This is a genomic window from Stieleria tagensis, assembly GCF_024129865.1.
GTDB lineage: Bacteria > Planctomycetota > Planctomycetia > Pirellulales > Pirellulaceae > Stieleria > Stieleria tagensis.
Window position 1 is genome coordinate 52,724 of sequence record NZ_JAMYFE010000030.1, and the last position, 25,896, is coordinate 78,619.

Annotated in this window: 17 protein-coding genes; 4 read left to right on the plus strand and 13 right to left on the minus strand. The window is 54.8% G+C overall.

Annotated elements, in window-relative coordinates; all coding sequences use genetic code 11:
• Window positions 1-95 precede the first annotated feature (95 nt).
• Window positions 96-1,331 carry a Gfo/Idh/MocA family protein gene (locus NHH03_RS05875; RefSeq protein ID WP_253154826.1) on the plus strand — a complete coding sequence of 412 codons (1,236 nt, stop codon included), beginning with the start codon at window positions 96-98 and terminating at the stop codon, window positions 1,329-1,331.
• Window positions 1,332-1,367: 36 nt separating this feature from the next.
• Here the strand turns inward: NHH03_RS05875 and NHH03_RS05880 are convergent, their stop codons facing one another.
• Entirely contained in the window at window positions 1,368-2,243 is an 876-nt protein-coding gene (locus NHH03_RS05880; protein WP_253154827.1) for a hypothetical protein, read from the minus strand.
• Window positions 2,244-2,387: 144 nt separating this feature from the next.
• Here NHH03_RS05880 and NHH03_RS05885 point away from each other — a divergent pair, with 144 nt between their 5' ends.
• Window positions 2,388-3,809, plus strand: a complete 1,422-nt coding sequence (locus tag NHH03_RS05885) for a sulfatase-like hydrolase/transferase (protein WP_253154828.1) — start codon at window positions 2,388-2,390, stop codon at window positions 3,807-3,809.
• Window positions 3,810-3,845: 36 nt separating this feature from the next.
• On the opposite strand, the gene NHH03_RS05890 is transcribed toward NHH03_RS05885, so the two are convergent.
• Both NHH03_RS05890 and NHH03_RS05895 read right to left on the minus strand, forming a co-directional pair.
• On the minus strand, window positions 3,846-5,447 hold the full coding sequence (locus tag NHH03_RS05890; RefSeq protein WP_253154829.1) for an aspartate:alanine exchanger family transporter: 1,602 nt from the start codon (window positions 5,445-5,447) through the stop codon (window positions 3,846-3,848).
• A gap of 101 nt (window positions 5,448-5,548) precedes the next feature.
• Window positions 5,549-7,072 (minus strand): arylsulfatase, encoded by a 1,524-nt coding sequence (locus NHH03_RS05895; RefSeq protein WP_253154830.1) that lies wholly within the window; start codon window positions 7,070-7,072, stop codon window positions 5,549-5,551.
• Between the two features lie 163 nt (window positions 7,073-7,235).
• On the opposite strand from NHH03_RS05895, the gene msrA reads away from it, so the two are divergent.
• A complete protein-coding gene (gene msrA, locus NHH03_RS05900) occupies window positions 7,236-7,748 on the plus strand; it encodes a peptide-methionine (S)-S-oxide reductase MsrA (RefSeq protein ID WP_261364110.1) in 513 nt (170 codons plus the stop codon).
• Window positions 7,749-7,770: 22 nt separating this feature from the next.
• Here the strand turns inward: msrA and NHH03_RS05905 are convergent, their stop codons facing one another.
• From NHH03_RS05905 to NHH03_RS05925, 5 genes are all read right to left on the minus strand, one after another.
• On the minus strand, window positions 7,771-8,316 hold the full coding sequence (locus NHH03_RS05905) for an AlkZ-related protein (protein WP_253154831.1): 546 nt from the start codon (window positions 8,314-8,316) through the stop codon (window positions 7,771-7,773).
• Between the two features lie 379 nt (window positions 8,317-8,695).
• On the minus strand, window positions 8,696-9,652 hold the full coding sequence (locus NHH03_RS05910; RefSeq protein ID WP_253154832.1) for an alpha/beta hydrolase: 957 nt from the start codon (window positions 9,650-9,652) through the stop codon (window positions 8,696-8,698).
• A gap of 67 nt (window positions 9,653-9,719) precedes the next feature.
• Window positions 9,720-11,180: a sulfatase gene (locus NHH03_RS05915; RefSeq protein WP_253154833.1), complete on the minus strand. Its 1,461-nt coding sequence runs from the start codon at window positions 11,178-11,180 to the stop codon at window positions 9,720-9,722.
• 59 nt (window positions 11,181-11,239) lie between these two features.
• Window positions 11,240-12,073: a polysaccharide lyase family 7 protein gene (locus tag NHH03_RS05920; RefSeq protein WP_253154834.1), complete on the minus strand. Its 834-nt coding sequence runs from the start codon at window positions 12,071-12,073 to the stop codon at window positions 11,240-11,242.
• 59 nt (window positions 12,074-12,132) lie between these two features.
• The gene (locus NHH03_RS05925; RefSeq protein ID WP_253154835.1) at window positions 12,133-14,991 is read right to left on the minus strand and encodes a sulfatase-like hydrolase/transferase; all 2,859 of its coding nucleotides are present in this window, start codon (window positions 14,989-14,991) and stop codon (window positions 12,133-12,135) included.
• A 319-nt stretch (window positions 14,992-15,310) separates the two neighbouring features.
• Between NHH03_RS05925 and NHH03_RS05930 the strand changes: the two genes are divergently transcribed.
• Complete coding sequence (locus NHH03_RS05930; protein ID WP_253154836.1) at window positions 15,311-16,909, plus strand: autotransporter domain-containing protein; 1,599 nt, start codon at window positions 15,311-15,313, stop codon at window positions 16,907-16,909.
• Window positions 16,910-16,916: 7 nt separating this feature from the next.
• Here NHH03_RS05930 and NHH03_RS05935 read toward each other — a convergent pair whose 3' ends face one another.
• The 5 genes from NHH03_RS05935 to NHH03_RS05955 all read right to left on the minus strand — a co-directional run bounded on the left by NHH03_RS05935 (window position 16,917) and on the right by NHH03_RS05955 (window position 25,750).
• Window positions 16,917-18,263, minus strand: coding sequence for a tetratricopeptide repeat protein (locus tag NHH03_RS05935; RefSeq protein WP_253154837.1), 1,347 nt, complete (start codon window positions 18,261-18,263; stop codon window positions 16,917-16,919).
• Entirely contained in the window at window positions 18,260-20,065 is a 1,806-nt protein-coding gene (locus tag NHH03_RS05940; RefSeq protein ID WP_253154838.1) for a CRTAC1 family protein, read from the minus strand. The genes NHH03_RS05935 and NHH03_RS05940 overlap by 4 nt, the downstream gene beginning before the upstream one ends.
• Window positions 20,066-20,357: 292 nt before the next feature.
• Window positions 20,358-22,844 carry a DUF1588 domain-containing protein gene (locus NHH03_RS05945; RefSeq protein ID WP_253154839.1) on the minus strand — a complete coding sequence of 829 codons (2,487 nt, stop codon included), beginning with the start codon at window positions 22,842-22,844 and terminating at the stop codon, window positions 20,358-20,360.
• Window positions 22,837-24,102, minus strand: a complete 1,266-nt coding sequence (locus tag NHH03_RS05950) for a DUF1552 domain-containing protein (protein WP_253154840.1) — start codon at window positions 24,100-24,102, stop codon at window positions 22,837-22,839. Before NHH03_RS05950 ends, NHH03_RS05945 begins: the two co-directional genes overlap by 8 nt.
• A gap of 106 nt (window positions 24,103-24,208) precedes the next feature.
• Window positions 24,209-25,750, minus strand: a complete 1,542-nt coding sequence (locus NHH03_RS05955) for a sulfatase family protein (protein WP_253154841.1) — start codon at window positions 25,748-25,750, stop codon at window positions 24,209-24,211.
• Window positions 25,751-25,896: the final 146 nt, after the last annotated feature.

Here is a 25,896-nt window from a genome sequence, read left to right on the forward strand (position 1 = left end):
GCAATCAAGAGTCATTCCCACAGTGCGGCTGCGGGATCTCACGACCAGACTACGATGGAACGCATCGTGCTCACCGAAACAAAGGAACAATTGTGTTGAAACAAACTCACGACCAAAGGCTCAGCGGATTTGCGACTGCCCGATTGAATCGCCGCCAGTTTGCCGCGTTATCGGCCGCATCAACCGGATGGTTGGCTGCGGACTCAAAAGCTGACGATACTGGTACGGTCAAGGTCGCAGTGATCGGGCATACGGGTCGCGGCGATTATGGGCATGGCCTGGACACCGTCTGGAACAGAGTCCCGGTGGCAAAAATCGTCGGCTTGGCGGATGCCAACAAGTCGGGACTTGCAAAACATCTCGACCGCTTAAAACTGGACTCGTCGGTTGGGCATGTCGATTATCGAGAAATGCTGGCGAACAACCACTTTGACATCGTTGCCGTATGTCCGCGGCACCCGGATCAGCACGAAGACATGATTTTGGCGGCGATCGAATCTGGGGCCAAAGGGATCTACGTGGAAAAGCCATTCGTTCGCACGCCGGCCGAAGCGGATCGAGTGCTCGCTGCTGCTACCCAGCACAACACGAAATTGGCGGTCGCTCATCGCAATCGCTACCACCCCGTGCTGAAGACAATCTCCGATCTGATTCAGCAAGGTCGAATCGGGCGACTCTTGGAAATCCGAGGTCGCGGAAAAGGGGACCGTCGCGGGGGCGCAGAAGATTTGTGGGTGCTGGGGTCGCACGTTCTAAACTTGGTCGCCTACTTCGGCGGCCGCCCGCTCTCTTGCTCCGCAGTGATGTTACGTGATGGTCGCAAGGTGACTCGCAACGACGTCGTTGACGGCAATGAGGGGCTTGGGCCGTTGGCGGGCAACGAGTTGCACGCTCGCTTTCAGATGGAAACCGGAGTCACCGCTTACTTTGATTCGATCGCAAATGACGGCACTCAGAATCAAGGATTCGGATTGCAGTTGATCGGCAGCGAAGGAGTGATCGCACTCCATATCGATGCGCTGCCGTTGGCTCACCTGCGCGCGGGCAACCCATTCGATGCCGCAAACGCTGCACCATGGATCCCAATCACAAGCGGCGGGGTCAACGTCCCAGAACCCTTGGCAAACCTTTCTCGTGATCTGCCGCATCACGTGGTTGCCGCAAATGATCTGATTGCCGCGATCAGGGAGGATCGTGATCCACTTTGCAGCGCCACCGAGGCGGCGCTGACGGTGGAAATGATTTGCTCGGTATTCGAGTCTCATCGAAGAGGTGGCCTGTCGGTTTCGCTGCCGCTTGCCGATCGAGATCACCCACTCAAGAAACTCTAGCTCTGTCGAGCTTCTGTAAGCGATGACAGCCCATACCTAGCTGCAACAAGCAGCACGACGTCGACGCGTCTGTGTCAGAATGGACACTGCAGCCAATGCGATTAGAAAGACTGCGGTGCCCGGTTCAGGCACTGCGGAAAGTTCAACTGTAATGTTGTCGTAGAAAACGGAGTTGGGGACGTCTGGGCTGCCCCCAATGATTCGGACCGAACGAATTCCGGTCCCAGAAATTTGAACCGTATCAAAATGAAAGCCGTTGATATCCGGAACAAATCCGGTGTCTTCATCGATCATCAGGCCCGTTCCTCCCGTGCTGCTGAAACCTTGAATCAGCAGATTGTCAGCTTCGACGCCGAAATCTCCCATATCCACGGAGATCGATTCGATGGCCGTGTCAAAATCAAGGATGAACGCACCCGGATCGAATCGACTTTGTCCCATCGAATCACCAAACGTACTAAACGCTTGGAAGCCAAAACTCTCGTTGAACGCCAAACCGCTCCGCCGGTTGAAGGCGAATTCAAGATCATTTTCATGACTGATCGTCATCGTCAAATTTTGCTCGGTGAGCGATATCGGCCCGGTGATTGGGAAATTGCTGTTGCCCTGCAAATCAATGGACTCGAAGTCAAACACGATGGTGGGGGCGGCAAATGCTTGAGCACAAACGGCAGATAAGACTAGAAATGCTAGGAATCGGTACATGGCAGAACACTTCCTTCGAATATTAGAAATAAAGACAAGGATCGTGATGCACTCTAAAATACACGAATTTTTGGAGGGTGCTGTCGCACCTTCCTGTTCAAGTGATTCATTTATTGAGTCGTTATTCCGTTGGCTCGTTGTTATTCGCGCAAGGCCCAAGCGGGAAAGTTCGCGGTGGGCAACAGCCAGGGCTTTAGTCTTTGTCACCCGGATCGCGATGACTATTGTCCAGGCACAAACCCGGTCGAGAAACCGACCTCGGTTCGCGAATTGACTATACTCGTCGCCCAATCGCTAGGCTGTCTGTAGTGATCTTTACCCTTTTCAACAGCTGACTGAGTCGTTGAGCGTATGATTCCCCGCCATCTTTGCACCGTGTTCGTCGGCATCACTATTTTCGTCATCAACTCGATGGCCAACGCCAGCGCGGACGATCCGACTCGGCCCAACATCATTTTGTTGATGAGCGATGATCAGGGCTGGGGTGATGTGGGTTTCAATGGAAACGACGACATCAAAACTCCGAATCTGGATTCGATGGCCGCTGCGGGAGTGCGTTTTGATCGGTTCTATGCCGCCGCACCACTTTGTTCACCCACGCGCGGCAGTTGTTTAACCGGTCGATTTCCGTTTCGATTCGGAATCCTGGCAGCACATACTGGAGGGATGCGGGTCGGTGAAAACACGATCGCGGAATTGCTACAGAAACAAGATTATGCAACCGGCTTCTTTGGCAAGTGGCATATTGGTTGGGTGAAACCTGACGAAGTGGGCACTCGAGGCTTCTATTCTCCACCGTCGCACCATGGTTTCGAAGAGTATTTTGCGACCACCAGCGCGGTGCCAACTTGGAATCCAACGGTCACACCCGATGATTGGAACAGTTGGGGCGGCGAACCAGGAAAACCTTGGAAGGGTGGGTTCCCCTATGTTCACAACGGCATCGAAGCAAAGGAAAACCTTTCGGGTGACGACAGTCGGGTGATCATGGACCGCGTCATTCCCTTTGTGGAATCCAACGTTGAAAAGGCATTTTTTGCGACGGTGTGGTTTCACGCACCGCACGAACCAGTGGTCGCGGGCGATGAATTCAAAAAACTGTATCGCAAGTTTGGCAAATCACGCCAGAACTATTACGGCTGTATCACCGCGATGGACGAACAGATCGGTCGTCTGCGTGCAAAGCTTCGTGAGCTGGGGATCGAAAAACGCACCTTGGTTTTCTTTTGTAGCGACAACGGCCCATCCGACGGGCTGGCGAAGAAAGGTGTTGCATCGGCAGGGCCATTCAAAGGTCATAAGCACACGATGTACGAGGGTGGCGTATTGGTCCCCGCCTGCGTGGAATGGCCGGGTGTGATTCCGGCGGGTGGATCGACCGATGTTCGTTGCAGCACCGTTGATTTCCTACCTACGATTGCGGCACTCAATGCCAGTGGTCAACGAAAAAGCGATTCCCGCCCGATCGACGGAATTGATTTGATGCCTGTGATTGATGGAGATGTTTCGCGGCGCTCCAAGCCATTGTTTTTCGGATACCGACGCTTGCACCAAGGAATCGATGGTCAAGCGTTGATCGCAGAGGATTGGAAGATCTTACGAGAGGCAAAGAAAAACGGACGTGTCCGCCTCTATAATTTGGCGGATGACCCCTTCGAAGAACATGATCTCGCCGACAAATTTCCTGAGCGTGCGGAGCAACTGCGCAAACAATTGGTCGAATTGGATGCGAGTTGCCAGCAGAGCCGTGATGGGGCGGACTATCGCTATTAAGAATCGACGGATTGTCACGCAGGCTTTCGTTGCGCCCTATAGCAGCTCGACCAACAGTGGGGCTGCGATGGTGATCAACACCAACGCGACCGGGTAGGCTGCAATGTAGCTAGTGACCGGCTCACTGGAATCGGTGGAACTGGTCAGGGCAGCCAGTCCTGGTGTTGACGTCATCCCACCACAGCTTGCACCAAGTGATTTCAGCCGCGACAACTTGAACACGTGAATTGCCATCAGATACCCAGTCGCAAGCGGTAGGACCGCGATCACGACGGCAGCGAGACATAGCACAGGCCCTTGCTGCTGCAGCACCGCCCAGACATTTGCACCCGCCTGGACGCCTGCGCTCGTCAAGAAAAGCGCTAATCCTCCTTCAGTCATCAAAATTTGGGCCGCTGGAGGAAACGAGCCAGTCACAAACCCGATGCGGCGAAAGTGACCCAGAATCAAACCGACACATAACGGACCGCCAGCGGTACCAAGCGATGCCGAAACACCGCCTAAGGTGATCGAGATTTTGCCGACGATTAGTCCGATCGACAGACCGATCACCAGCGAAAGTAAATCGGTTTCGTTGAGTGTTCGGGGGCGATGGCCCGCAACCTTTTGCAGTCGAACAAGATCGGCTGGTTCACCGACCAAGACGAGCGTGTCACCGAACTCGATTCGCGTGTCCGACGAGGGAACAAACCCGTGGTTGGACCGGCGGATGCGAGCCACTGTGACCCCAAACCGTGACCGCAAACGGAGCTGTTTCAATGTATGGCCGTAGACGTCCGACGACGTGACAACAACTTGCTTGCGCTCACGGTCCCCGTCCAGCACGACGTCGTGAGCATCGCCGAGTATTCCAAGGGTGATTGCAACGCTTCGCCCTTGCGCGCCATCGCCGACCAGCATCACTCGGTCGCCGAGCGCGAATACATAGTCCGCTGGTGTGGGACGCCAGCGTTCGCCCAAGAAAACACGCGTTACCTGATAGGGGAAATCCGCCGAGGAGGCGACCTCGCTGGGACGCTTCCCGACAACCCCAGGGTTTGCAATTTCAACGACGTAGTGTTCGATATTTAATTCATCTTCGCTCGTGCGATCGCTGTCGTCGCTAACGTCATCCGAGCCTGGTTCTTGGATGTTCTCCGCTGAATCTGGATCACGCTTGAGCATCAATTGAACAAACAAAACGATGATCGCGATTCCAAACGGATAGGACACGCCAAACGCGACCGCAACATTGTCCGGTTCCGCAACCGCCTCACTCACGGCGCCCAACGCTGGGGTGCTGGTCATCGCGCCTGCCATCAATCCCGCCGCAATGTCAGCCGGTAAATTAAACAGCTTGGCACAGATCCAAGTGGACATGACACCCATCAGCACCATCACCGCCCCGAGCGTTGCCATCACACGCGCATTCGAAGCGAGGCCGCGGAAGAAAGTGGGGCCGGCAGCTATCCCGACACAGTAAACAAACAGTGCGAGTCCTAGTTCGCCCAGTCCATCTGGGATCTTCGCACCAAAGTGTCCGGCAAGCAACGCGACAAACAGGATCGTCGAGGTGCCGATAGAGACACCGCGGATAGAAAGTCTGCCCAGGCCAAAGCCGACCGTGACGATCAAGAGTAGCGAGAGGATTGGATCCAACAGTCATGTCCTGGGTGGTTTGCAACTTTGGTTGTTCTCGCCAACTTCATGCACGCAGCCGGCACAGCGCCCGTTGGAGCAGACGATCGCAATTGAACAGGTCAGTTGTTTAAGTCGGGGCGGGGCGAGTCGATTTCACTGAGCAGAGCCGCCTTTAGTTGCGAAACCTTTTCGGGATGCTTCGCCGATACCTCATGTCTTTCCTCGTTGTCGTCGGCAATGTTGTAAAGCTGGAATCGATCTTGTTTGCGGTCGACCTCGATCAATTTCCATCCGTCGCTCGAGATGATCGCTGCGCGGCCCATCTGATTGAAATGATTGTTCACGATGACATGATCATGAGTTTGCGGTTGCTCGTTTGACAATAGCGTGGGCAAGTAAGAAATGCCGTCTTTGCCGGCAGCGTTCTGCACGTCCAATAGATCGGCCAGCGTGGCCATGAAATCGTAGTGAGCGGCCAGCAGATCGGTTTGAACGCCCGGTGCAATTCGATTCGGCCAACGCACGATCAGCGGACACTGCATCCCGCCTTGGTATCCGCTGCGTTTCAGTCCGGCCCGTCCACCGGCGCCGTCAAACACGTCACCACACTCCGACGTTCGCCATTTTCGGTCGGTCAAATTCGCGGGTTTTCCGTCCGGCAACAGTTGTTTCTTGTAACTGGGCTTGGGACCGTAGTAGAGCTCGTGTCCGTTGTCGGAGCAGAAAAAGACGATGGTGTTTTCGTCCAGGCCCTGTTGCTTCAATTCGGCCATGATCAGTCCAACGTGGTCGTCCAGCATTTTCACCATCGATGCATACGCCTTCTCTGGAATCGATAGCGTCGGGTGATCGACGAAGTCCGGATGGATCTCGGGAATGGCCACCGGCCCGTGTGGCAATTGCGTCGGGTGATACAAGAAGAATGGCTGGTCGTTGTGTTCGCGAATGAATTTCAAAATCCCTTCGAGGAACACGTTCTGTGAATAGGTTTGCCCCCCCACCCCGACCACGTTGTCGCTGCCTTCGGTTGTCTTTCCGCAATGCGGATCGGAATTGCCCGGCAGATCGAATTGCACACCATTTCGCCACAGGTAGGGCGGGTAAAAACCATGGCATCGCTGATGATCATAGTAGCCTTCGTGGAAATCCCACCCAAACCGTTGCACGCGTTCATTCCAGGTCAGAAAGCCACGATCAAGTTTGCCGAATTGGGCTGTCGTGTGGCCTGCTTGCTGGGCAATCTGGCCCAGAAAGACTTCATCAGGGGCGATCGGATTTGCCGACGCCTTCAGCTTCTTGAGCGCCACCTGGTATTCGTCTTCGCTGATGTTTCCCGCGTCGCGATAGATCGGCAAACCTGCACGCGTCTGGTTCCAGCCTCCGCGACGCCCATCGTGCACTCCGGTCAACAGACTCCAACGCGATGGCGCACAATAGACACCGCCATAGTAGTTCGTAAAACGAATTCCGTCGGCGGCCAACGCATCGATGTGGGGTGTTGTTACGATGTCTTGGCCATAGCATCCCAGCATGCCCGGCCCCAGGTCATCGGCGAAAATCAGAATGACGTTGGGAGCACGTTCCGCGCGGGCGGACAGTGCCATGCAGCCGACAAGAATCAGGAATGACGCACCAAGTTTCATGAGTGTTTCAACCGCGAAGCGAGAGTTCAGGAAAGAATCCATCCTATCGCCACTGGATTTTAGGTGGGAAGATGCCAAGAATCCACTACGTTCAATGAAACCGATCCAGGAATCGATTGGCAAAATACGTTGAACGAAAGTTTCACTTGGAGAGAGAGAGGCGATGAACGAGCAAGCAATTTTGGCCGGTGGTTGTTTTTGGGGCATGCAGGACTTGATCCGCAAACGCCCTGGAATATTGGAAACTCGAGTGGGCTACACCGGCGGTGACGTACCCAATGCGACCTATCGCAATCACGGCACACACGCCGAAGCGATCGAGATCACGTTTGATCCCGCCAAGACCAGCTACCGAAATCTGTTGGAATTTTTCTTTCAGATTCATGACCCAACAACGAAAAATCGTCAGGGGAACGACCAGGGAACCTCCTACCGGTCGGCGATTTACTACACGACGGACCAGCAAAAGCAGACTGCGTTGGAGACGATTGAAGACGTCAACGCGTCAGGCATCTGGCCGGGCAAGGTGGTGACGGAAGTCGAACCGGCCGGTGACTTCTGGGAAGCCGAACCGGAGCATCAAGACTATTTGGAACGAATCCCAGGGGGCTACACCTGCCATTTCCCACGCCCCGATTGGGTGCTTCCGGTTCGCAGCGAATCGCAGACAAAGTAAGGGCTAATCGCGACGGTTCAGGTCACTCAGCAGTGTGTCTCTGCAGAAGGTCCAAATGCACTTCGCTCATCGGTAGCCAGAAATCGTTTGTCAGCTTGGGGTCGTTCGAGCGAACGATGTTCAAACTGACCTGCAGTTTTTTCAGCGCCGTATCGAATTGGCTTTTCGTACACGCCCACTGCGCGATGGCCCGTTTTCGCAGCGGGCCTGTGTAGGCTGGTTCCAAACGGATCAATTCGTACACCTGCTGTGCAAGCGTGTCCAACTGATCGACCGGGCAATACGCACAGGGGTAGTGGACGCTGCGAAAATGCTGCATCTCCATCAACACGGCATCCCCACCGGGAATCTTTCCATAGAACACCGCATCGGGATAGGTCTGCGGAATGCGAGTCTTCCAGTCCCAAACCGCCTTGATCTTGGGACTCCAGCCTCCCGCGGAAGGCTTCTGTTCGGACAGATCGGTGTTGTCCCAGAGTGACGGATACGACGACCCTTTGCTGCCGAACACCGTGCAAACTTTTTGCTCGATGATAAACTGATACGCTTGGTCGAATGTTTGGATCATAAAACAGGTACTAGTCCCGAATGGCACGAACTTAAGCGACGGGCACAACATGCAGTGCGAAAGTGGTTTTGCTTGCACTACCGGTAGAAATTTCTACCCATTCTTGGAGACCTCGCCTTACGTACCGAGTTCTGCAAGGCACGCGGGCGTCTTCCCGAAGCACTGTTTGAACGACTGCTCGGTGAAGTTGCCAATCGTTGTGAGCAGGCCACCGATGAAGCTTGGCTTTGGTGCGGCCGCATCGTTGAAATGGTCGACGGTTGGACAGGGCCTGACCCCAGGCTGCTGATTGTCGCAGAATGTTTTCTGACAGGTTCTCGTAACACTTTTTCAGCGATCGATTTGCATTGATCGATGCCAATGGCGTGAATAGTCTGGGCTAGCGTTTTGCCTTGAGTTTGCTGAGGATGAATTCAATTGGATCGCGATAGGACTCGAGTTCTGGACCACCTGGATACATCACATGGGATTCGATTCCGATCTCGTCCATCGCCTCTTTTAGTTTGACCCCCATCAACGGGTGATGCACCCAAACGTTGGGGTTCATGTCTTTGTTGATCGTTTTGTAGTCTCCGGCGGTGAAGAAAACAGGCGGATCATCTTTTGTCAGATGAGAGATCGGCGATGCGTCTCGACTGGCGCGATCAAGATGTTCGGTGATCGTCAATTCGCCGCCGCGAGGAAGGCCGAACAGCGGCCGCCCGCCGGGATGTTCTTTCAAACTTTCGACATCGAACCACTTTAGCAATGTGGGCAAATGCACCGAAGGCTGAGCAACGACGGGGGCGCATGCGATCAGACGGGTTGATTCGCGAAGCACCGGATCGTCGCTATTGGGATCGGCCAAGTCGTCATGAAACCCCAGCCACAGCGCAATGGTCCCACCAGCGGAACCGCCCGTCGCAGCAAACCGATTTTTATCTAGGTTGTACTCTGCCGCCTTGGAACGCAAGAACTGCACCGCACGCGCACCGTCATGCATCGGAATCGGGTATGGGTTTCTGCCGCCCTCGGTCAAACGATAGTTGATCGTGGCGACGGAGACGCCATGGTCCAGCATGGTTTTGACCGTGTTGGATGTGTGAAACTGACTTTTATCACCGCCGCTGAAACCGCCGCCGTGAATGCAGATCAACAGAGGTGTCGGCTGGTCGCTTTCGGCCAACCACAAATCCAATACGTTTCGCTTGTACGGCCCGTATTTCACGTTGGCGTGAGTGATGGAGGGTGCCAGCCCGCGTGTCCTAGGCGTGGGTTGTGCGTCGACGGTCGCTGCAAACCGAGTGATTAACAGCACCAGCATTGAAAAGCGTGATAGGATCGCGATCGTTTTCATGGCGGCTGATCAGGTGGGAGATGGGAATGTGATGTGGCGAAAGACGACAGTCGAGTTGCTAGTCCGACTACTTTTTGGATTTGCCTTTGCCCGTGATAGCGGCTTTGTTCTTGCTGAATCCAACTTCATCACGTCGGTTGAGCAATTGGTCTCGAAGCGTCTGAACCACGCTGGCATATTCGGGGCGATCGGCCAGGTTGGTGAATTCGCCTGGATCCGATTTCAGATCGTAAAGCTCTTGCCCGGCCTCGCCAAATCCCCACTGGGTAAAACGCCAGTCTTGGGTGCGGATTGATTCTCCACCACTGCGGCTGATTGTAAACGCATGGTCCTTGGCCCATGCGGTCGATTCTGTATCGGACAGTAAAGGTTTCAAACTGGTTCCCTGGAGGCCATCCGGTGCGGGAATACCAGCTAGATCGGCTAGCGTCGGATACAGATCCACCAGTTCGGTGATTTTCAACGTCCCTCGGCCGTGTTGGTCTTTCATCCAAGGCACGCTGATAATAAACGGCACCCGTGTGGCTTCTTCGAACAAGTGCTGTTTTTGAAATTTATGGTGCTGTCCTAACAAGTAGCCGTGGTCACTGCTGAAAACCACAATCGTGTTGTCTTGCAATCCCTTTTCATTCAGTGCATCAAGCACGCGTCCGACTTGGGCGTCCATATAGGAGACGCTCGCATAATAGGACTGCAACAGTCCCTTGTGCAATTCCGGCGTGACCCCATAGGTGGTGCGATTGCGTTTGTAGTCGCGAATGATTTCCGGTACATCATCCAGATCATTCTCAGGCACGACCGGGGCGATCATGTCGGCGCGAGTGTAGCGATCGAAATACGTTTTCGGTGCGACCAAGGGCACATGCGGTCGGACAAAGCCCACCGCCAGAAAGAACGGTTTGTCTTTCACGCGATCCAGGATCTCGATGGCCCGATCGGCCGCCATGCCATCGGCATGTTCGCTGTCACCCCCCACTGCCATGACACTCGTAAAGTTTTGTGATCGAGTGTCTTTGGGCGACCAATTGGTTTTCTCGCCGGCGGCATTTTGTTCCGGTGCTTTGATATTGATCGCTTCCTCCCAAGAAAACGGGTCGTCGCGTTCGGCCGTCCCGGCAATGATCTCGCCAGGAATCCCCATGTGATAGATCTTACTGACTCGGCCTGCGTAGTAGCCGGCATTGCGAAAGGTTTGGGAGAGTGTCACGACATCCGGCATGCTTTCGCGCAGACTGCCTTGGTTCGCCAATGTCAGATTGGAGTACGGATACAGTCCCGACATGATCGAGGCGCGCGACGCACCGCAAACCGGATACTGGCAATGCATGTTTTCAAACTTCACGCCTCGGTCCGCAAGTCGATCCAGATTTGGTGTCTTGCATTGTGGATGCCCAAATCCACTGAGCGCGGTGTTCAGGTCATCGGCGATCAAGAACAGCACATTCGGTGGATTCGCCAGGGCCGACGATGGAATCAGTAAACCGCCGAGTAGTGCCAGAACGATTTGGGAGCGAGTTGCGAAATTCATTGGGATCGAAATGAGTGGGGGATGGGTGCCGGATGGGTGGCCAGGGCAGCAACACAGGGTCAGTCTGCACTGTGACTGACACGTAGACTTGAAAACGACACACGTGCACCTTCTGATGAATCCCCTTTGTTGTCTTGCGGGTACACACCGGCTTTGAAATAAAATGTCTCGTTCGCCCACGAGTCATCGTGATGGACCATGTTTTCAGTTTGCGTCATTCCGTTGACGTCCACCGAAAGCACACCGCCGGCCAACGTGATCGACCAGGTCACGTCACGATTGAGTTCGGCCTCGGCGAACGTCAACTTCTTGTCGTCGCCCTTGTCAGGACTCAATTTTACAAGCGCCTCGATCCGGCCTTTATAGTACTGGAGCTTTACAAGCGGTTTGGACTGGCCGGTGTAGCTGTGGATTTGACCGATCACGACCTTCGGTTCGCTTGGAATGTCGATCAGGCGACAACGCGCTTCCATCACATGTGTTCCTGGCATTCCCCAATTTCGCGCTGGATTGCCAGGTTCCAGCATCTCACGCAATTCGCAGCGTGCGAATTTTGTGTTGTCAGTCCTTGAGCCGTTTACGGGGCACCAGAACACGATCGCACCACTCGAGTCCGTGTAGAAATGCGAGTCCTTGAACCCGGCGACCAGCTGTTTTGATTCGATCTCTTTTGCGTGGCCGCCGTAGGTGTTGTCGGCATCAACAGGCAGCGTCAATTTCCAATGGCTGAGATCAATTTGACCGCCTGGTTTACCGCGGGCGGCCGATGCCGGCGGTGATTGTTGGTCAGCGGACGCGCTGGCTGGCTGGGAGAGTTCGTCGGCCAGTGCCAAGGACGTGCCGAGCAGTGTCGCTGCTGTCAGGGAGAATGTAAAAAGCAGGTGTTTGATCATGTTTTTTCTTGGGGTGCAAAACCGTTCTCAACCGGCCGTTCAGGCTGATGCATGGCGAATCACTTGCTTCGCAGCGCGTTGTACTCGCGAATCCCTCCAGAGAATTGATTGGGGTCAAAATCTGGATTGGGTAGGGCAAATTGCGCGTCGGTTTCGGCAAGGTATTTATCCAACGACTTTTCGATCGCCGTGGCTTTTTCGGGATAGTCCGCAGCGACGTCGTGCTGCTCCGTTGGGTCATGATTCAGGTCATACAGTTCCACGTTCCCGTCATCCGCATAGCGTATGATTTTCCAACCATCAACGATTGCCGAACTGTAGGGCGTCGTTTCATCGTAATGCGGGTAGTGCCAATAGAAAGGACGGTTGGCAACCGTACCACTTCCGGTCAGCACCGGGCCGATATCGATTCCGTCTAAGTGTTCGTCGGGCTTCAGAGGCGCTATCAGGTAGGAAAGAATCGTGGGGTACAAATCCATTCCAATCGTAGGGACATCAGAGACGCCGGATCGAATGTGTGGGCCGGCGACGATCAACGGGACCCGCGTCCCACCTTCGTAGGCCGTGCCTTTGTTGCCGCGAAAGTTCGGCACAAACTCGTCACCTTGACTGCCGTTATCACCGGTGAAGATGATCAGGGTGTTGTCCAATTGATCGATCGATTTGAGCGTCTCGATCACTCGCCCGACGCTCTCATCCAGACTTTGGATCATCGCCGCCTTGCCCGGATCTTTCATGTAGTAATCCGCATTCGGATTTTCAGCCAACTTCTGTTTGTACTTTTCGACGTAGCCAGGTTTTCCAGTGATCGGCGTGTGAACGGTGTAGTAGGAAAAGTACAAAAAGAAGGGTTGGTGTTGCTTGCGCCGTAGAAAGTCAACCGCGCAATCGGTCAGCACATCGGTAAGGCACTCGTCTTTGCTGCCTTTGCCCTTGAGCCCCGGAAAACGATGGTAGGCCGGATAGAAAAAGCGATGTCCCTGGTTGGGCGAATGATCACCGCCAAAGTTTTCATCAAAGCCGTTGTTTGTCGGTAGATGATCTTGGTAGAGCGCCGCCAATTCCTGCACTTTATCAGCGTTATCCACCTCGGTCGGCTTGGGGCGCGGGATCAAGTGCCATTTACCGATGAAAGCAGTTGCATAGCCCTGTTCCTTCATCGCTTCGGGCAACAAAACACGTTCCCGGTCGATGTAGGTTTGCCAATCCGGTGTAAGGGTTTTGCGATTGATTTGCTGCTGACCGGGAATCCAATCGGTCAGGTGCAGCCGCGCCGGCGAACGACCGGTCAACAGTGCCGCACGGCTGGGGGAACAAAGTGTGGCGGCTGAATAGGCATGGGTGAAACGCATTCCTCGCGCTGCCAACGCATCAATGTTTGGCGTTTCGTGGAACTTACTGGCGTAGCAAACCAATTCGCCAGAGCCAAGATCATCGACCAGGAAAAACACCACGTTAGGACGCTTGACTTTCAAAAAGTCATATTCCGGCGAGACACATTTCCCCTTTGCCGTCTCGAACACCAGCTTCAACGAAGCCTGGCTTTCCGGATATCGTCCTTGGTCATCAGTCGCGTCTTCCCATTGATCGAGGTGCCGTCGATGCGCCTGGATAACATTGGCAAAGTTCGGGTCGTTGACCAAGTTGACGGTCTGATGGGGATCGTTGGTTAAATCATAGAACTCTTCGCTGGGTCGGTTTTCCGCATCGTGATACGACGCCTGCAACTCGCTAAGCTTTCCTGCGCCGAGCAACTGGCGAAGGGTCGTGAAGGATGCGTAATTTTCGCGGTACTGCGGTTGGTAAAGCGCGCGGTCGGTTTTGTAGTTGCGGATGTAACGAGACTCTTTTGATCGGACGGTGCGAATTCGGTCGATCGCGTTGCCCATCCGGTCTCGGGCCGAGATCACGTAGGTTCGGGGGCGATAGTCGTCGGCGAACAAGTCGCGTCCTTCCATGAATTCAGGAATCCCAATTCCTGCCAGCCCCAACGAACTCGCAGTGATATCGATCCCACTGACCAGATCGGATCGTGTCTCGCCTCGCGGCCTGCCAAGATCAGGGCTGCTGGGCCAGTGAACGATCAGCGGCACCTTGGTCCCATCCTCATAGAGAAACTGTTTGGCGCGTGGGAGTGGACTGCCGTGATCGGTGAAGAAAAAAACGGCTGTGTTGTCCCACAAATCGTATGCTTTTAGTCCTGCGATGATCGCGCCGACCTGGGCGTCGGTTTCGGCGATTTGTTCGTAGTGCCGGGCGATCGCATTTCGAAAAACAGGGTGGTCGGGATACTGCGGCGGCACATTGACCTGGTCTTCACGCACGCGGCTAGGAGCTGGATATTTTGAACCCGTTTCACCGCCTGTTTTACCGCCCTTCAATTGGATTTGTCCAAAGAACGGTTTGCCCTGCAATTGTTTCAACCAGGAAACATCACGACCGATCATGTGCGAGTTGACTTGTTTGCGATCAGGTCGATTGAACTCCGGCGAGTACATCAAGTCGCGTTCGCGTTGGAAGTTGTAATCGTCCTTTGCTTCATTGAACGTCAGATAGCCGGCACGACGAAATAACTCCGGCACGGTCAACACACCGTCAGGCAGCGGTTTCTTGATCATCGTCCGATGTTGATGCAACCCGAGTGTTGTTTGCATCGTGCCGGTGATCAAAGCTGATCGTGTGGTTGAACAAACCGGGGCCGGCATAAACGCGTTTTCAAACACCACGCCGGTCTGGGCCAAGCTGTCGATGTTCGGCGTTTGGGCGATGGGGTCGCCATAGCACCCCAGCCAATCGCTCATGTCGTCGACATAGATCCACAGGATGTTTGGCCGATCCGCACGCGTCTGGCAATCGTTGCCGCACCATAGCGCGGCCAGCGTCAAGAGTGCCAAACGAGAGAATCGAGAATGCAGCATGGCAATGTCCCGCGACACAACAGGCGATGGGCACGAACGAAACGACAGACACGAAAAATAAGGACGTCTCTCGTGCTGTTAACCGCCTGAATATATCAGGTGGGCGAACTTCCGTTCGCCATTTGCGTGGTGCGCCGGCAGTGGATTCACTGGACATTCAACTGGCCGATTATTCCGATTGTTCTGGCACGAGAGAGAAAGGTCTGTACGGGTTAGCACTAATACCGATGCGAGATGTGAAGTGGCGGCGAAGCGTCAGCGTTTCGCTTCACCGAATTTAAATTTCGATAGACGGTCTTTCACGGATGAGGATTGGTTGATGAAAAAAGTTCGTCTCTCGCGAATTTTGGGATGGGTCATGCTGGGCGTTTGCGCAAACAACTTGTCGGCCCAGACCTATTCCTCGTCTGACACGCCACTGGCAATTCCGCCTTCGGGGACTTCGGGGACGACAATTTCATCGATCACGGTGCCAGATTCCATTGTGATTTCGAATCTGGACGTGAATGTTGACTACAACCACACTTTCCAAGGCGACCTGACTGGCACCGTCACATCACCCAACGGGACGAACGTCCAACTATTTGCCGGCTCTGGGGGGAGTGTGGACGCTCAGAACGGCGGTTACTTGTTTGACGACGATGCCGCGACCGCGTTCCCACCGGGTTCGAGTCCTATTGCCAATGGGACCTACCGTCCGGCTGAACCACTGTCGGCGTTCAATGGCGAGAACGCACTGGGGAACTGGACGCTGACAATTGACGATACGTTTGGAGGTGATTCTGGAACGTTGAATGTCTGGCAATTGTTTTTCGCATCGGCATCGGGGGATACGTCGGGAGCCGAAATCCTGGCAAGCGGTTCGATGATCGAAATCCAGGCAACCGGTCAATTCCTCGGTCTGTTGGCGAATCGGCTGCGAGGTGGTGTCGGGGCTGTTGGAAGCCGTTTTGCAAGTCCATCTTATGCGTCGTCAAGCCCCACGCCGGCACCCCAGATCCGGCTTGTTTCGACCGCACCATCAACTCCTGAGAACGCCTCTCGTGGACAATCTTTGAGGCATCATTGCAGTTCGCCGCAGTACGTATTGGTCAATCCCCTGCGGACCGACGCCAGAAAGACGCGAGCTTGGGTCACGGGCTACGGCGCTCAAGGCGGACTCGATCACGGGTTTGATTACGACTTCTCCGGCGTAGCGTTCGGAGCCGAACGAAACATTGACTGCAGCACACTCGTCGGGATTGCCGGAAACTACTACGGAAGCAACGGGCAATCGGATACCTCCGGTGTGGAATTAGACTCGCTGGGAATCGCATTCTATGGCTCTCGTCGGATTAGAAGCCACGGATATCTCACAGGCATCATGGGCTATAGCAACGGCGACTACAGTACCCGCCGATCGACGACGACTGGGACTGCCGTTGGCGAGACAGACAGTGACACCTTCACAAGCTTGTTCGAACTGGGAAGAAACATTCACAGGGGACAAACGACGATCCAGCCACACGCCGCGTTTCAGTACGTCGGAATTTCCGCGGATGGATTCAGCGAAGCCGGTGCGGGATCGGCTAACTTGCAGGTCGCCGATGACAACGTCAACTCGGCACGCGGCATGTTAGGTCTGAGCTTCCTGCGATCGATGCCGGTGGCTGGCAGCGGAACGTTTTCACCGTTCTACCGAATCGCCTACGCTCACGAGTTTGCCGATGACAACCAAATCATCAACGCCGGACTGGCCGGGTCGGCTGGCCCACTGGTGTTCCAAGGCCCAGAACTCGGCCGCGACTATATCGACATGAACGTGGGGATCAGCTATGCCACGGGGTACGGACTCTCACTCTTTGCCGACTATGGTTCCCAGTTCTCTTCGGAACTCGATCAGCACACCGGTCGCGGTGGAGTGTCGTTCGCTTGGTGATGAACGATCATCGATCCAGTGATTGCCGCGGTTCCGATGGGACGGCGGCAGTCACGGTGCCGTCGGCGGGAATCGCGGGTGAATCGATCGTCATCCGTTGAAGATTTTCGATCGTTGCCAAAATCGATTGACGGTTCCCTGGGTCGATGCGCAACAATTGTTGGTATTCCGTCTCAGCCTCGTCGAATCGTCCCATCGCAAGCAGCAGATCCGCGAGTTTCCGTCTTGCTTTCCGCTGTTCGGGCAGTCTGGCGATGATTGATCGATAGATTTCAATCGCTTTTGGTTCCTGTTGCGTTACTGCGGCAAACTCGGCGAGATTCAAAAGCGTGGGAGTGTGTTCCGGGCAAAGTGCCGCGGCGATTTTCCAGTGTTGCACCGCATCGGAATGTTTATCCAGTTTGCTGAGCGCGCTTCCAAGGTTGCAGTGCGTTTGCGCCAATGCGTCGTTCTCGGCATCCAGTTCCAAAGCCCTACCGTAGAATTCGGCTGCGACTTGATACCGACCAACCTTGAAATTTTGGTCTCCGATGAATTGATATCGACGATGGCTTTTCAATGAAAGCTGAACCTGCCATAGCAACGGATCTGCTGGAGTAAACGGGCGGCGGTTTTCCGCACTGGATTCCATCAGTCCTTGGGCACGCGCAGTCTGTCCCAGTTTGCGGTAGACGGTTCCCAGCAGGTACTCAATGCTGGCGACTTGCGGCTGTAGTTGATCGGCTCGCTCAAGGTGTTTGCGGGCTGTTTCCAATTGATCGCGTTGCTCGGCGATACGCCCCAGACTGTAGTGCGCGAAAGCTCGCGAATCATCGCTGGCGAGCACCTCTTCGAACCGATTTACGGCGACATCCAATTGGCCAGTCGCAATCGCGGTTTCACCGAGCCAGCAACGTGTGATGATCTTGGCTTCGTGGTTTTCGCCGTCATCTGATTCCAACAGCTCCAGTGACTTCAAGAGCAGTTGGTTCGCTCTGTCGTGATCCCCCTCTGCACTGGCAAGGTGGGCCAGGAGGTAGGGCCAGCGGAAATCGGTTTCAGACGCCTGAGACGCAGAAACGTAACACTCTTCTGCCGCCCAATTGACCTCTAGACACTGGTACATCATTCCAAGTTGACCGAACCAGTCGCCCAGTTCTGAGGGATCCACGGTTTCAATTTTCCGTTCCGCTTCGATGATCTGATCCGCCACCGCGGTTTCGAATGCGGCTGTGTCGACCTGTGGCAGTCGATCTGTACCGATGAATTTGGATGGCGCATCCCCTGCCGGATCAGTATTGGGACTGCATCCGCCAAGAACGAGCAGGGAAACCAAATACACCACGCAGGTGCAGCAGCGAAAATGATCGTTCATGATGAATCCCCTTGCCCAGATCCTTGTCTCAATTCCGTGTAGCGGCCGAGATCTGGCGGCAAAAAATGTTCCCTGGTGCCGTCTGGCCAAATGACTTCCAAAGCGACCGGTTGAATCCCTTGTGGAATGCCGAACAAGACGCGTGGATCATGAGAGGAGCAGTAGCCGCCATCGCGGCGCACACGCCTGCGGACGATAGTGCCGTTTTCCAGTTCCAACTGCGCGACGGCACCCAATTGATTTCGCGTGGCGTCGGCATCGACCAATCGCAATCCCAGCCAAGCATTCTGGTGACCGAGTTGATTGCGATAAAGTCTGGCCTGGCCCTCGTTGTTGATCACCAAGAAATCTGTATCGCCGTCACTGTCGATGTCGCCCAGCGCAAGCCCACGACTCATTTCCTGCAGTACGAATGTGTCGCAAACTCGATCGCCGACGTCTTGAAAAGACTTTCCTTCGTTGCGAAACAACTGATTGGGTTGGCCACGTGGATAAGGATCATGTGAGGAGATGGCCGAATTTTCTCGTTTGACGGTCCCATTGACTACCAGCACATCCAACCGACTGTCATTGTCATAGTCGATCCAGCCCGCCCCGAATCCGGTCATCGTTTGGCTGATCGCGCCCAGGTTGGACATGTTGGTGCGGTCCGAGAAACCGCCGCGTCCGTCATTCAAGTACAGCGTGTTGGTTTCGTTGGTCAGATGCGCCATAAACAAATCTTCGTCGCCATCGCCGTCGCAGTCGGCGGCATCAACTCCCATCCCGGCTTCGGCTGCCCCCGTTCCGTTGTAGGCACAGCCGGACAGCAGCGAGGAATCTTTGAATGTTCCATCGCACTGATTGGTCCAAAGTCGATTGGGCATGCCGTCATTGGTGACATAAATATCCGTCCAGCGGTCGCCGTCGAAATCAGCACAAACCACTCCCAATCCGGCGCCATCGAGGGACGCGATTCCGACGGCAGCCGAGACATCGGTGAATCCGCCACGGCCATTGTTTCGAAACAGTCGGTCCGGTTCCCCTCGAAAACTGTTGGGGCCGCAATAGTCTCGCGTGCCGTTGGCCCCGAAACAGGGTTTGTCGGTTTGAAAGGAATACTCGACGTAGTTGCAGACGTATAGATCGAGCCAACCGTCCCGGTCATAGTCAACGAAGGCAGCACTGCTGCTCCAGCGATCGACCTGGGTGCCGGTTGACTTGGTCGCATCAGTAAACGTTCCGTCGCCGTTGTTCATCCAAAGTTGGTTGGGACCAAAATTCGTCACGTACAAATCGACGTCCCCGTCGTTGTCATAGTCGCCACAGGCAACGCCCTGCCCGTAGCCGACGGCCCCGGAAATCCCACTCGTCGCTGTGACGTCCGTGAATCGCAGTTGGCCGTCCGGGTCACCCTGCGGTGAATCGTTGCGAAACAGTCGGTCACTGATCAGTGGGCGTTGGGGCGACGGCAGAGCGTTGGTTTCGTCCCACTGGTGGCTCTGGACGAAATACACATCTAAATCGCCGTCATTGTCGTAGTCGAAGAATGCCGCGCCGCTGCCGACAATTTCGTAAAAACGATATTGCAGCGAACGTCCGGAGACGTGTTGAAATTGCAGCCCGCTGGCACGGCTGACATCGGCGAACAGCGCCCCAGCCGTCGCCGAAAGATGATCTGATTCTGTCCCCAGCCCAGTCTGACTTGCCTGAGACGGCGATTCTCCGGCTTCGGGTCGCCTCGATCGCTCGCACCCGATGCATGAGAGCAGCAACAATCCGACTGCTAACACGGGGAGTAACGGCGAAATCGATAGGGGCATGATCAAACTGAGAAAGCACAGCGAATGTCGGATCGCCCAGCAGAATTTCGCTGTCCAGCTCCGTCCAATCAATGTGTATAAAGCGATGAATCAGACGCGGCAAGATCAATGCAAATGGTCCTCACCGCAAATCGATTCTCGCTGACGCGTCGCGTTCCCTGCGTGTTACCGCTGCCGTTGTTCCGGAAATCCCGATCGGGATGGGCCAGTGGACGACCGACGGTGCGCCCGAATCCATCCTGATCGAGAAACGGTTCACCGCCCTTCCATGGTATCGTCACCATTGGGCCCGTTATTGCTCTCGGAATAGTGGGCTGTCGATGACGGCGGCAATCGTGTCGACAATTCGATAGTCGTGCTCCGCTGACGCGACAACAATCCGCTCCACCTCGGCGGCGTTTTCTGGTTCCGCGCCATTGGCATAGATCAGCAGTTTTTCGATGAAGCAGCGTACGAATTGTTCTTGGTTTGCCTTGGTCTTCATCAATTGGCGAAAGCCGACGATGTCCTGGTAGTTCTTGCCGTTACGAAACGTTGCCGATGCGTCGATCGGCAAAGATTGGAATTGGCGTGAATTTGGTTTCTTCTTCCTCGCTTTGGATTCGCTTGGTGCTTCCACTCCCATCCGTACATAATGGTCGCGCCATTGGCCGACGGGATCAAAGTTTTCGAAGGCGTATCCGTACGGGTCGATACTTCGGTGGCACGAGGCACAGGTTTCTTGGGCGATATGGGCACCCAAGATTTCTTTGATCGTTTTCGCTTGCCGAACATCTGGCTCCGTAATCTCGACATCGCCGGGCGGTGGCGAAGGTTTGATTCCCATGAAGTTTTCCAAAACGTATACCGCGCGATGGATGGGCGAGGTGCCCAGGCTGTCGGCCGTCAATGTCAGAAACGCCCCCATGCCCAACAGTCCGCCGCGGCGTCCATCTTCAAAAACATACTTGCGAAGTTGGGAATCGTCGGGAACCCCTTTGACGCCGTAAATGGTTGCCAAGTCTGCATTGATGAACGAATAGTTTGCCGTCAATAACTCCGGCAGTGGCATGTTGGTTTCGATCGCATGACGAAAAAACTGTTTCGCCTCGGCGATCATGTCATCGCTGACGCTCTTGCGATGATAGTACGGGTAGCGATCAGGATCCGGAGCCATGAAGTTGATTCGATCCAATTGCAACCACGCATGCGGGAATTCTTCCAAGAACGCGTTCCCGCTTTCACCGGCCAAGTAACCGTTGACCAGTTCGAGAACGCCTTCGTATCGATCACAGATCCCGGCTTCGATCGCGTCGCGGAGACGCTGCTGCGGAATCGTGCTTGAAAGGAAAAACGCCAGCTTTGTCGCGAATCGATCCGATGGCGTCTCGTTTTCTGGATTGATCAGCAAGAACGACGGCGAGACGAAGATCGCGACCATGCCTTCTTTGATCGCATCCAAATCACCCAGTTCTGGCTGACGCATGGTCACCAGTTGCACGATCGGGTCCAGTTCACCGCTGCGGACTTGGCGGCGCCAGGCTCGCTCTGCAATCGGTTTTAAGATCGCTTCGGCGTTGGCCGCGATCGGTGAATCCCCTATCAAAGCGACGTGGCGTTCCGGCGGCCAAGACCGATAGATCGGGCCTTCGATTTCGGCATCGTAAACGCGAGGGCGTGGACCACGCCAATAGTCGACCCAATGACTCCAGTGGCCGGGCGAATCGCTGCGAAATTTGGAACGGGGGACAAGCTCGTTCACCACGTGTCGGTAGAGTTCCGGGTCGTGTTCTTTGATGTAATCGTGCGCGATTGCCTGTTGGAATTTGAAGTTTCCGTTTCCTCGCTCTCGCAACCCGTCGGTCGGATAGGACAACTCGATTCGAGTGCCTTCGGCCAGCCACTCTTCAAGCACGATTTCTTTGATGTCGTTGTCCGGCAAGTCATAGGTTTTGACACGATCGCCGAAATGAATGGCCAGCCGAATCGGATCGCCATCGTAGATACCGGTCTGTTGGGAATCGTAATAACCGCGATCGACGCCGGTGGCGCGAATTTTCAGGCGGTAGTATCCGGTCGTCGGCACGGATTGGAAGTTTTCAAAATACATCCGCAGTCGCATGTCGCGAAATTCCAGACTATCCCGGTTGCGGGTCGCGATCTCTTTCCGATTGGTGTTTTGGTTTAGCGACGTCATACGCAACGAATCCGCGAGGACGTTGTAGTGCTTGGCCGGTGTTTGGTTGCCCGAGAGCACTGTTGCCTGGATGATTTTGCGAACGGATTCGATGTATTGCTCAAGGTGATACTCGCTGATTCCAAGCGCATCGCCGTTGGTGTCGAAACCTTCATGCAAGGTATCGCCGAGCAGATTGCCCAGCGGAAAATGGGTGCCGGGGTCTTCGATGCCAAGCGCATCACTAATGCTATTGGCAAATTCACGATTGTTCAGCCGGCGTGGCGCATTGTGAGCTTTGCTATCGGTCGGATGCTCGTAAGCCAGTAACGTCTTGCGGATGAATTTGGCGATCTCAACACGTTGCACGTCGGTCACATCCGTTCCTTCGCCCGGTGGCATGTCACCTAGCGAGACAGAGTCCATGCTCGTTTGCCACCACTGCTGGTTTTGTTTCGTCACAGCGCTGCCGAGCAAATCCAGATGGAAGTCGCCTTCGGGATCATCGCCGCTATGGCATTTTCCACAGTGCTGTTGCAAGAGTTCTATTTCAGCGGCGTTGGCGGACACGGTCGCAACGACCATGGCAATCAACAGAACGAGTTTGTGATTGGGTCTAAGCATGGTTAAGATCGAACGCCCCTGTGCTTAGGTTGAATGAATCGCGTTCAACACCGAATCGCTGCATCAATGTGACATACAGATTGCATAGCGACATGTTCTCGCCCGCGGCATTGCGGGTATCGACGTGTCCCAGGTGATTGAAACCGCCGCCGGCGACCAGGATTGGCAAGTCACGGTTAGAGTGTGTGCCGCCGTAGCCCATGCCGCTGCCAAACAAGATCACAGTGTGATCCAGCATAGAACCGTCACCGCCGGGTTCGTCGATCTTGTCGATTTGGTTCATGAATCGAGACAGTTGCTCCATCTGAAAGGTCTCGATCGCAACCAGTTCCGATACAATTTGTTCGTCTTTGCCGTTATGCGTACAGGCGTGGTAGCCGCGATTGACACCATGAATATCGGTGTAGCCGAGTTCATTGGGAAAAGCGACCGTAGCGACACGAGTCAAATCGGTTTGAAAGGCATAGGCGACCATGTCAAAAATGGCGTTGTAGCGATTGATGACTGTGGCCTCGCCGTCGAGGTGCTGAGAGATATCAAATTTGGGTTTGTCCCGTCCGACCCACTGTTGGCGGGTGTCGAATCGCCGTTCCAGTTCCCGAATCGATGTCGCGAACTGATCCAGACGTTCGCGGTCTGCCGCGCCGGCGCTGGCTGCGACACCAGCAAACTGTTGACCCACTGCGTCCAAGATGCTGCCGTTGCGGGCGATGGTTTGCCGCTGAGTCTGCTTTTCTTTTTCCGACAGATTCAGGAACAGATGATCAAACAATTTCTGTGGATCGGTATAGGGTTTCAGCTCCACGCCGTTGGCATTCCAAACCATACGAATCCCGGTTTGCAACGCGGCATGAATCGATGGATAGCGAACGTCGCCGCCAATCTGCCGTGCGATCACTTGATCCAGCGACATGTTCTTTTCCGCGAAGGCGTGACTGTTTTCTGGCAGCACCCCGCTCAAAAATGCCAACTCACGACCATGACCACTCTTCATCCCGTGGTCGGTGTGCGAGAACACGGTGAATCGGTCTTTGGCCCACTCCAGCGGTTTCAGTGTCGGCGAGAGCGTAAAATCCTTGCCAAAGTCTGGAGGGAAAAAATTGTCAGGATGCATTCCCAGCGGGTTTCCGACGACCAAAAATCGCAGGGGCGGACCGCCGCCATTGGTTGCCCCCGAAGCATTCAAGTCTGATTCGAGGGTCGGCAACGCCAATGCCCCGCCTAGTCCCTGCAGAATCGTGCGACGTGAAATGGCCATATTGGTCTCATCTGGGTTGAAAGGGTGCCTTTATCAATTGTAATCATCGGCTGCAGCCAGCACCTATCTGTCCAGTGGAGCCGATCTGTCGGAACGGTTGGATGATTCACCGCCGACGATTTGGCTGACGTGGTGGTGCGCTGCGTCCGCTTTCCAGCGTCGAATCGAGTTGTTGTTGCAGTTTGTTCACGATCGCGGGGTATTCGTGGTACAGGTTGCGGGTTTCGCCGGGGTCGGATTCCAAATCGTACAGTTGCCCTGGTGCCTGGGGAGCATTGTTTGGCAACTGATATTCCTGCAACAGTTTGTGTTTGGCGTAGTTGTTGCCACCGGAACCCTGATGGGCCAGATACATCCATTTGCCTTGACGGATTGCCAGGTACTTTTTGCCGCCGAAACCTTGCTGCAGCAGATAGGGGCGGATCGGCTGGCTGCCCTGTTGTCCGAGCAATTCCGGCAACAGGCTGAAACTGTCTTCGGCAGCACTGTTCGGAATTGTTGCACCAACGATATCGGCGACCGTGGCAAACACGTCGGTCAATGACGTCAGTTGATCGGAAGTCGTATTGGCTGCGATGTGGCCGGGCCAACGAACCAGGAGCGGAACCCGATGTCCGCCTTCCCAGTTGTCACGTTTGACCCCACGCCAGGGACGCGCACCATCATGATTGTGATCGTGTCGCATGTGATACACCGTCGGCACTTCGGGTCCGTTGTCACTGGAGAACATCACCACCGTATTGTCAGCGATGCCCAGGGAATCCAAAGTCTTCATCAGTTCGCCGACGACGTAGTCGAGTTCAAAAATGAAATCTCCGTGCGGACCGGAATCGGTTTTGCCTTTGAATTGATCACCAGGAAACGAGGGCAGGTGCACGGCTTGGGTGGAGTGCAGCAGGAAAAACGGCTTGTCGGGAGTTTCCTGAACATGCCGTTCCAGGAACCGCTGGCTCTTCTGGAGAAATTGGATGTCGACTTCTTCTAGATCAAAATCGGGGGCAACCATCCCAGGGCGATTGTCGTTGGAATAGGGATGCTGGGGCAGCGTCGACCGATCCAGTTTCTCGACCGGTGGCACAGGAATGCGATCTCCGTCAATAAAGGCGTACAGCCAGTCGGTGGTCGGGCAGCAAGCGGTGCCAAAGAAACGATCGAATCCATGGTCGATCGGCCCGCCCTTGATTCGCCGCGAATAGTCGATTCGATTCACAGCGTCCGGACCCCCATCATGAATTGGCATACCAGAGTGATCGAAAAAGGTCAGGCCGATGTGCCATTTGCCAAAACATGCGGTGGTGTAACCGTTGTGTTGCAGCAGTTCTGGCAACGTCAAACGATCGTCGGCAATCAACGAGGGGCCACCGGCACCGCTAAAGACGCGTCCACCGTTGGGAATCCGAAACGCCATCTGGCCGGTCATCAGGCTGTAGCGGGTCGGCGTGCAAACGGTGCAAGGGCTATGGGCGTCGGTGAAGCGAATGCCTTGACTCGCAAGTCGATCCAGATGGGGTGTGGGAATGTTGGAATCAGGGTTGTAACAACCGATGTCGCCGTACCCCAAGTCATCAGCCAAGACAAAAACAATGTTCGGATGCTGCGATGAATTGGCATGCAAATGCGTCGGACAAATGCCGTGTAATAAAAGCACCGTCAGTGCCGCAACTGCTAGCCCAGCCGTTGGGCGACACCCGGTCGATCCTCGGTCGTGGGCGGACGTCTTGAAAAGGAACATGTGCATCTGGAAGCTTTGTTTGTGGATGGCGGACGTTTTAATCATCGCACCAGCGATCGGAC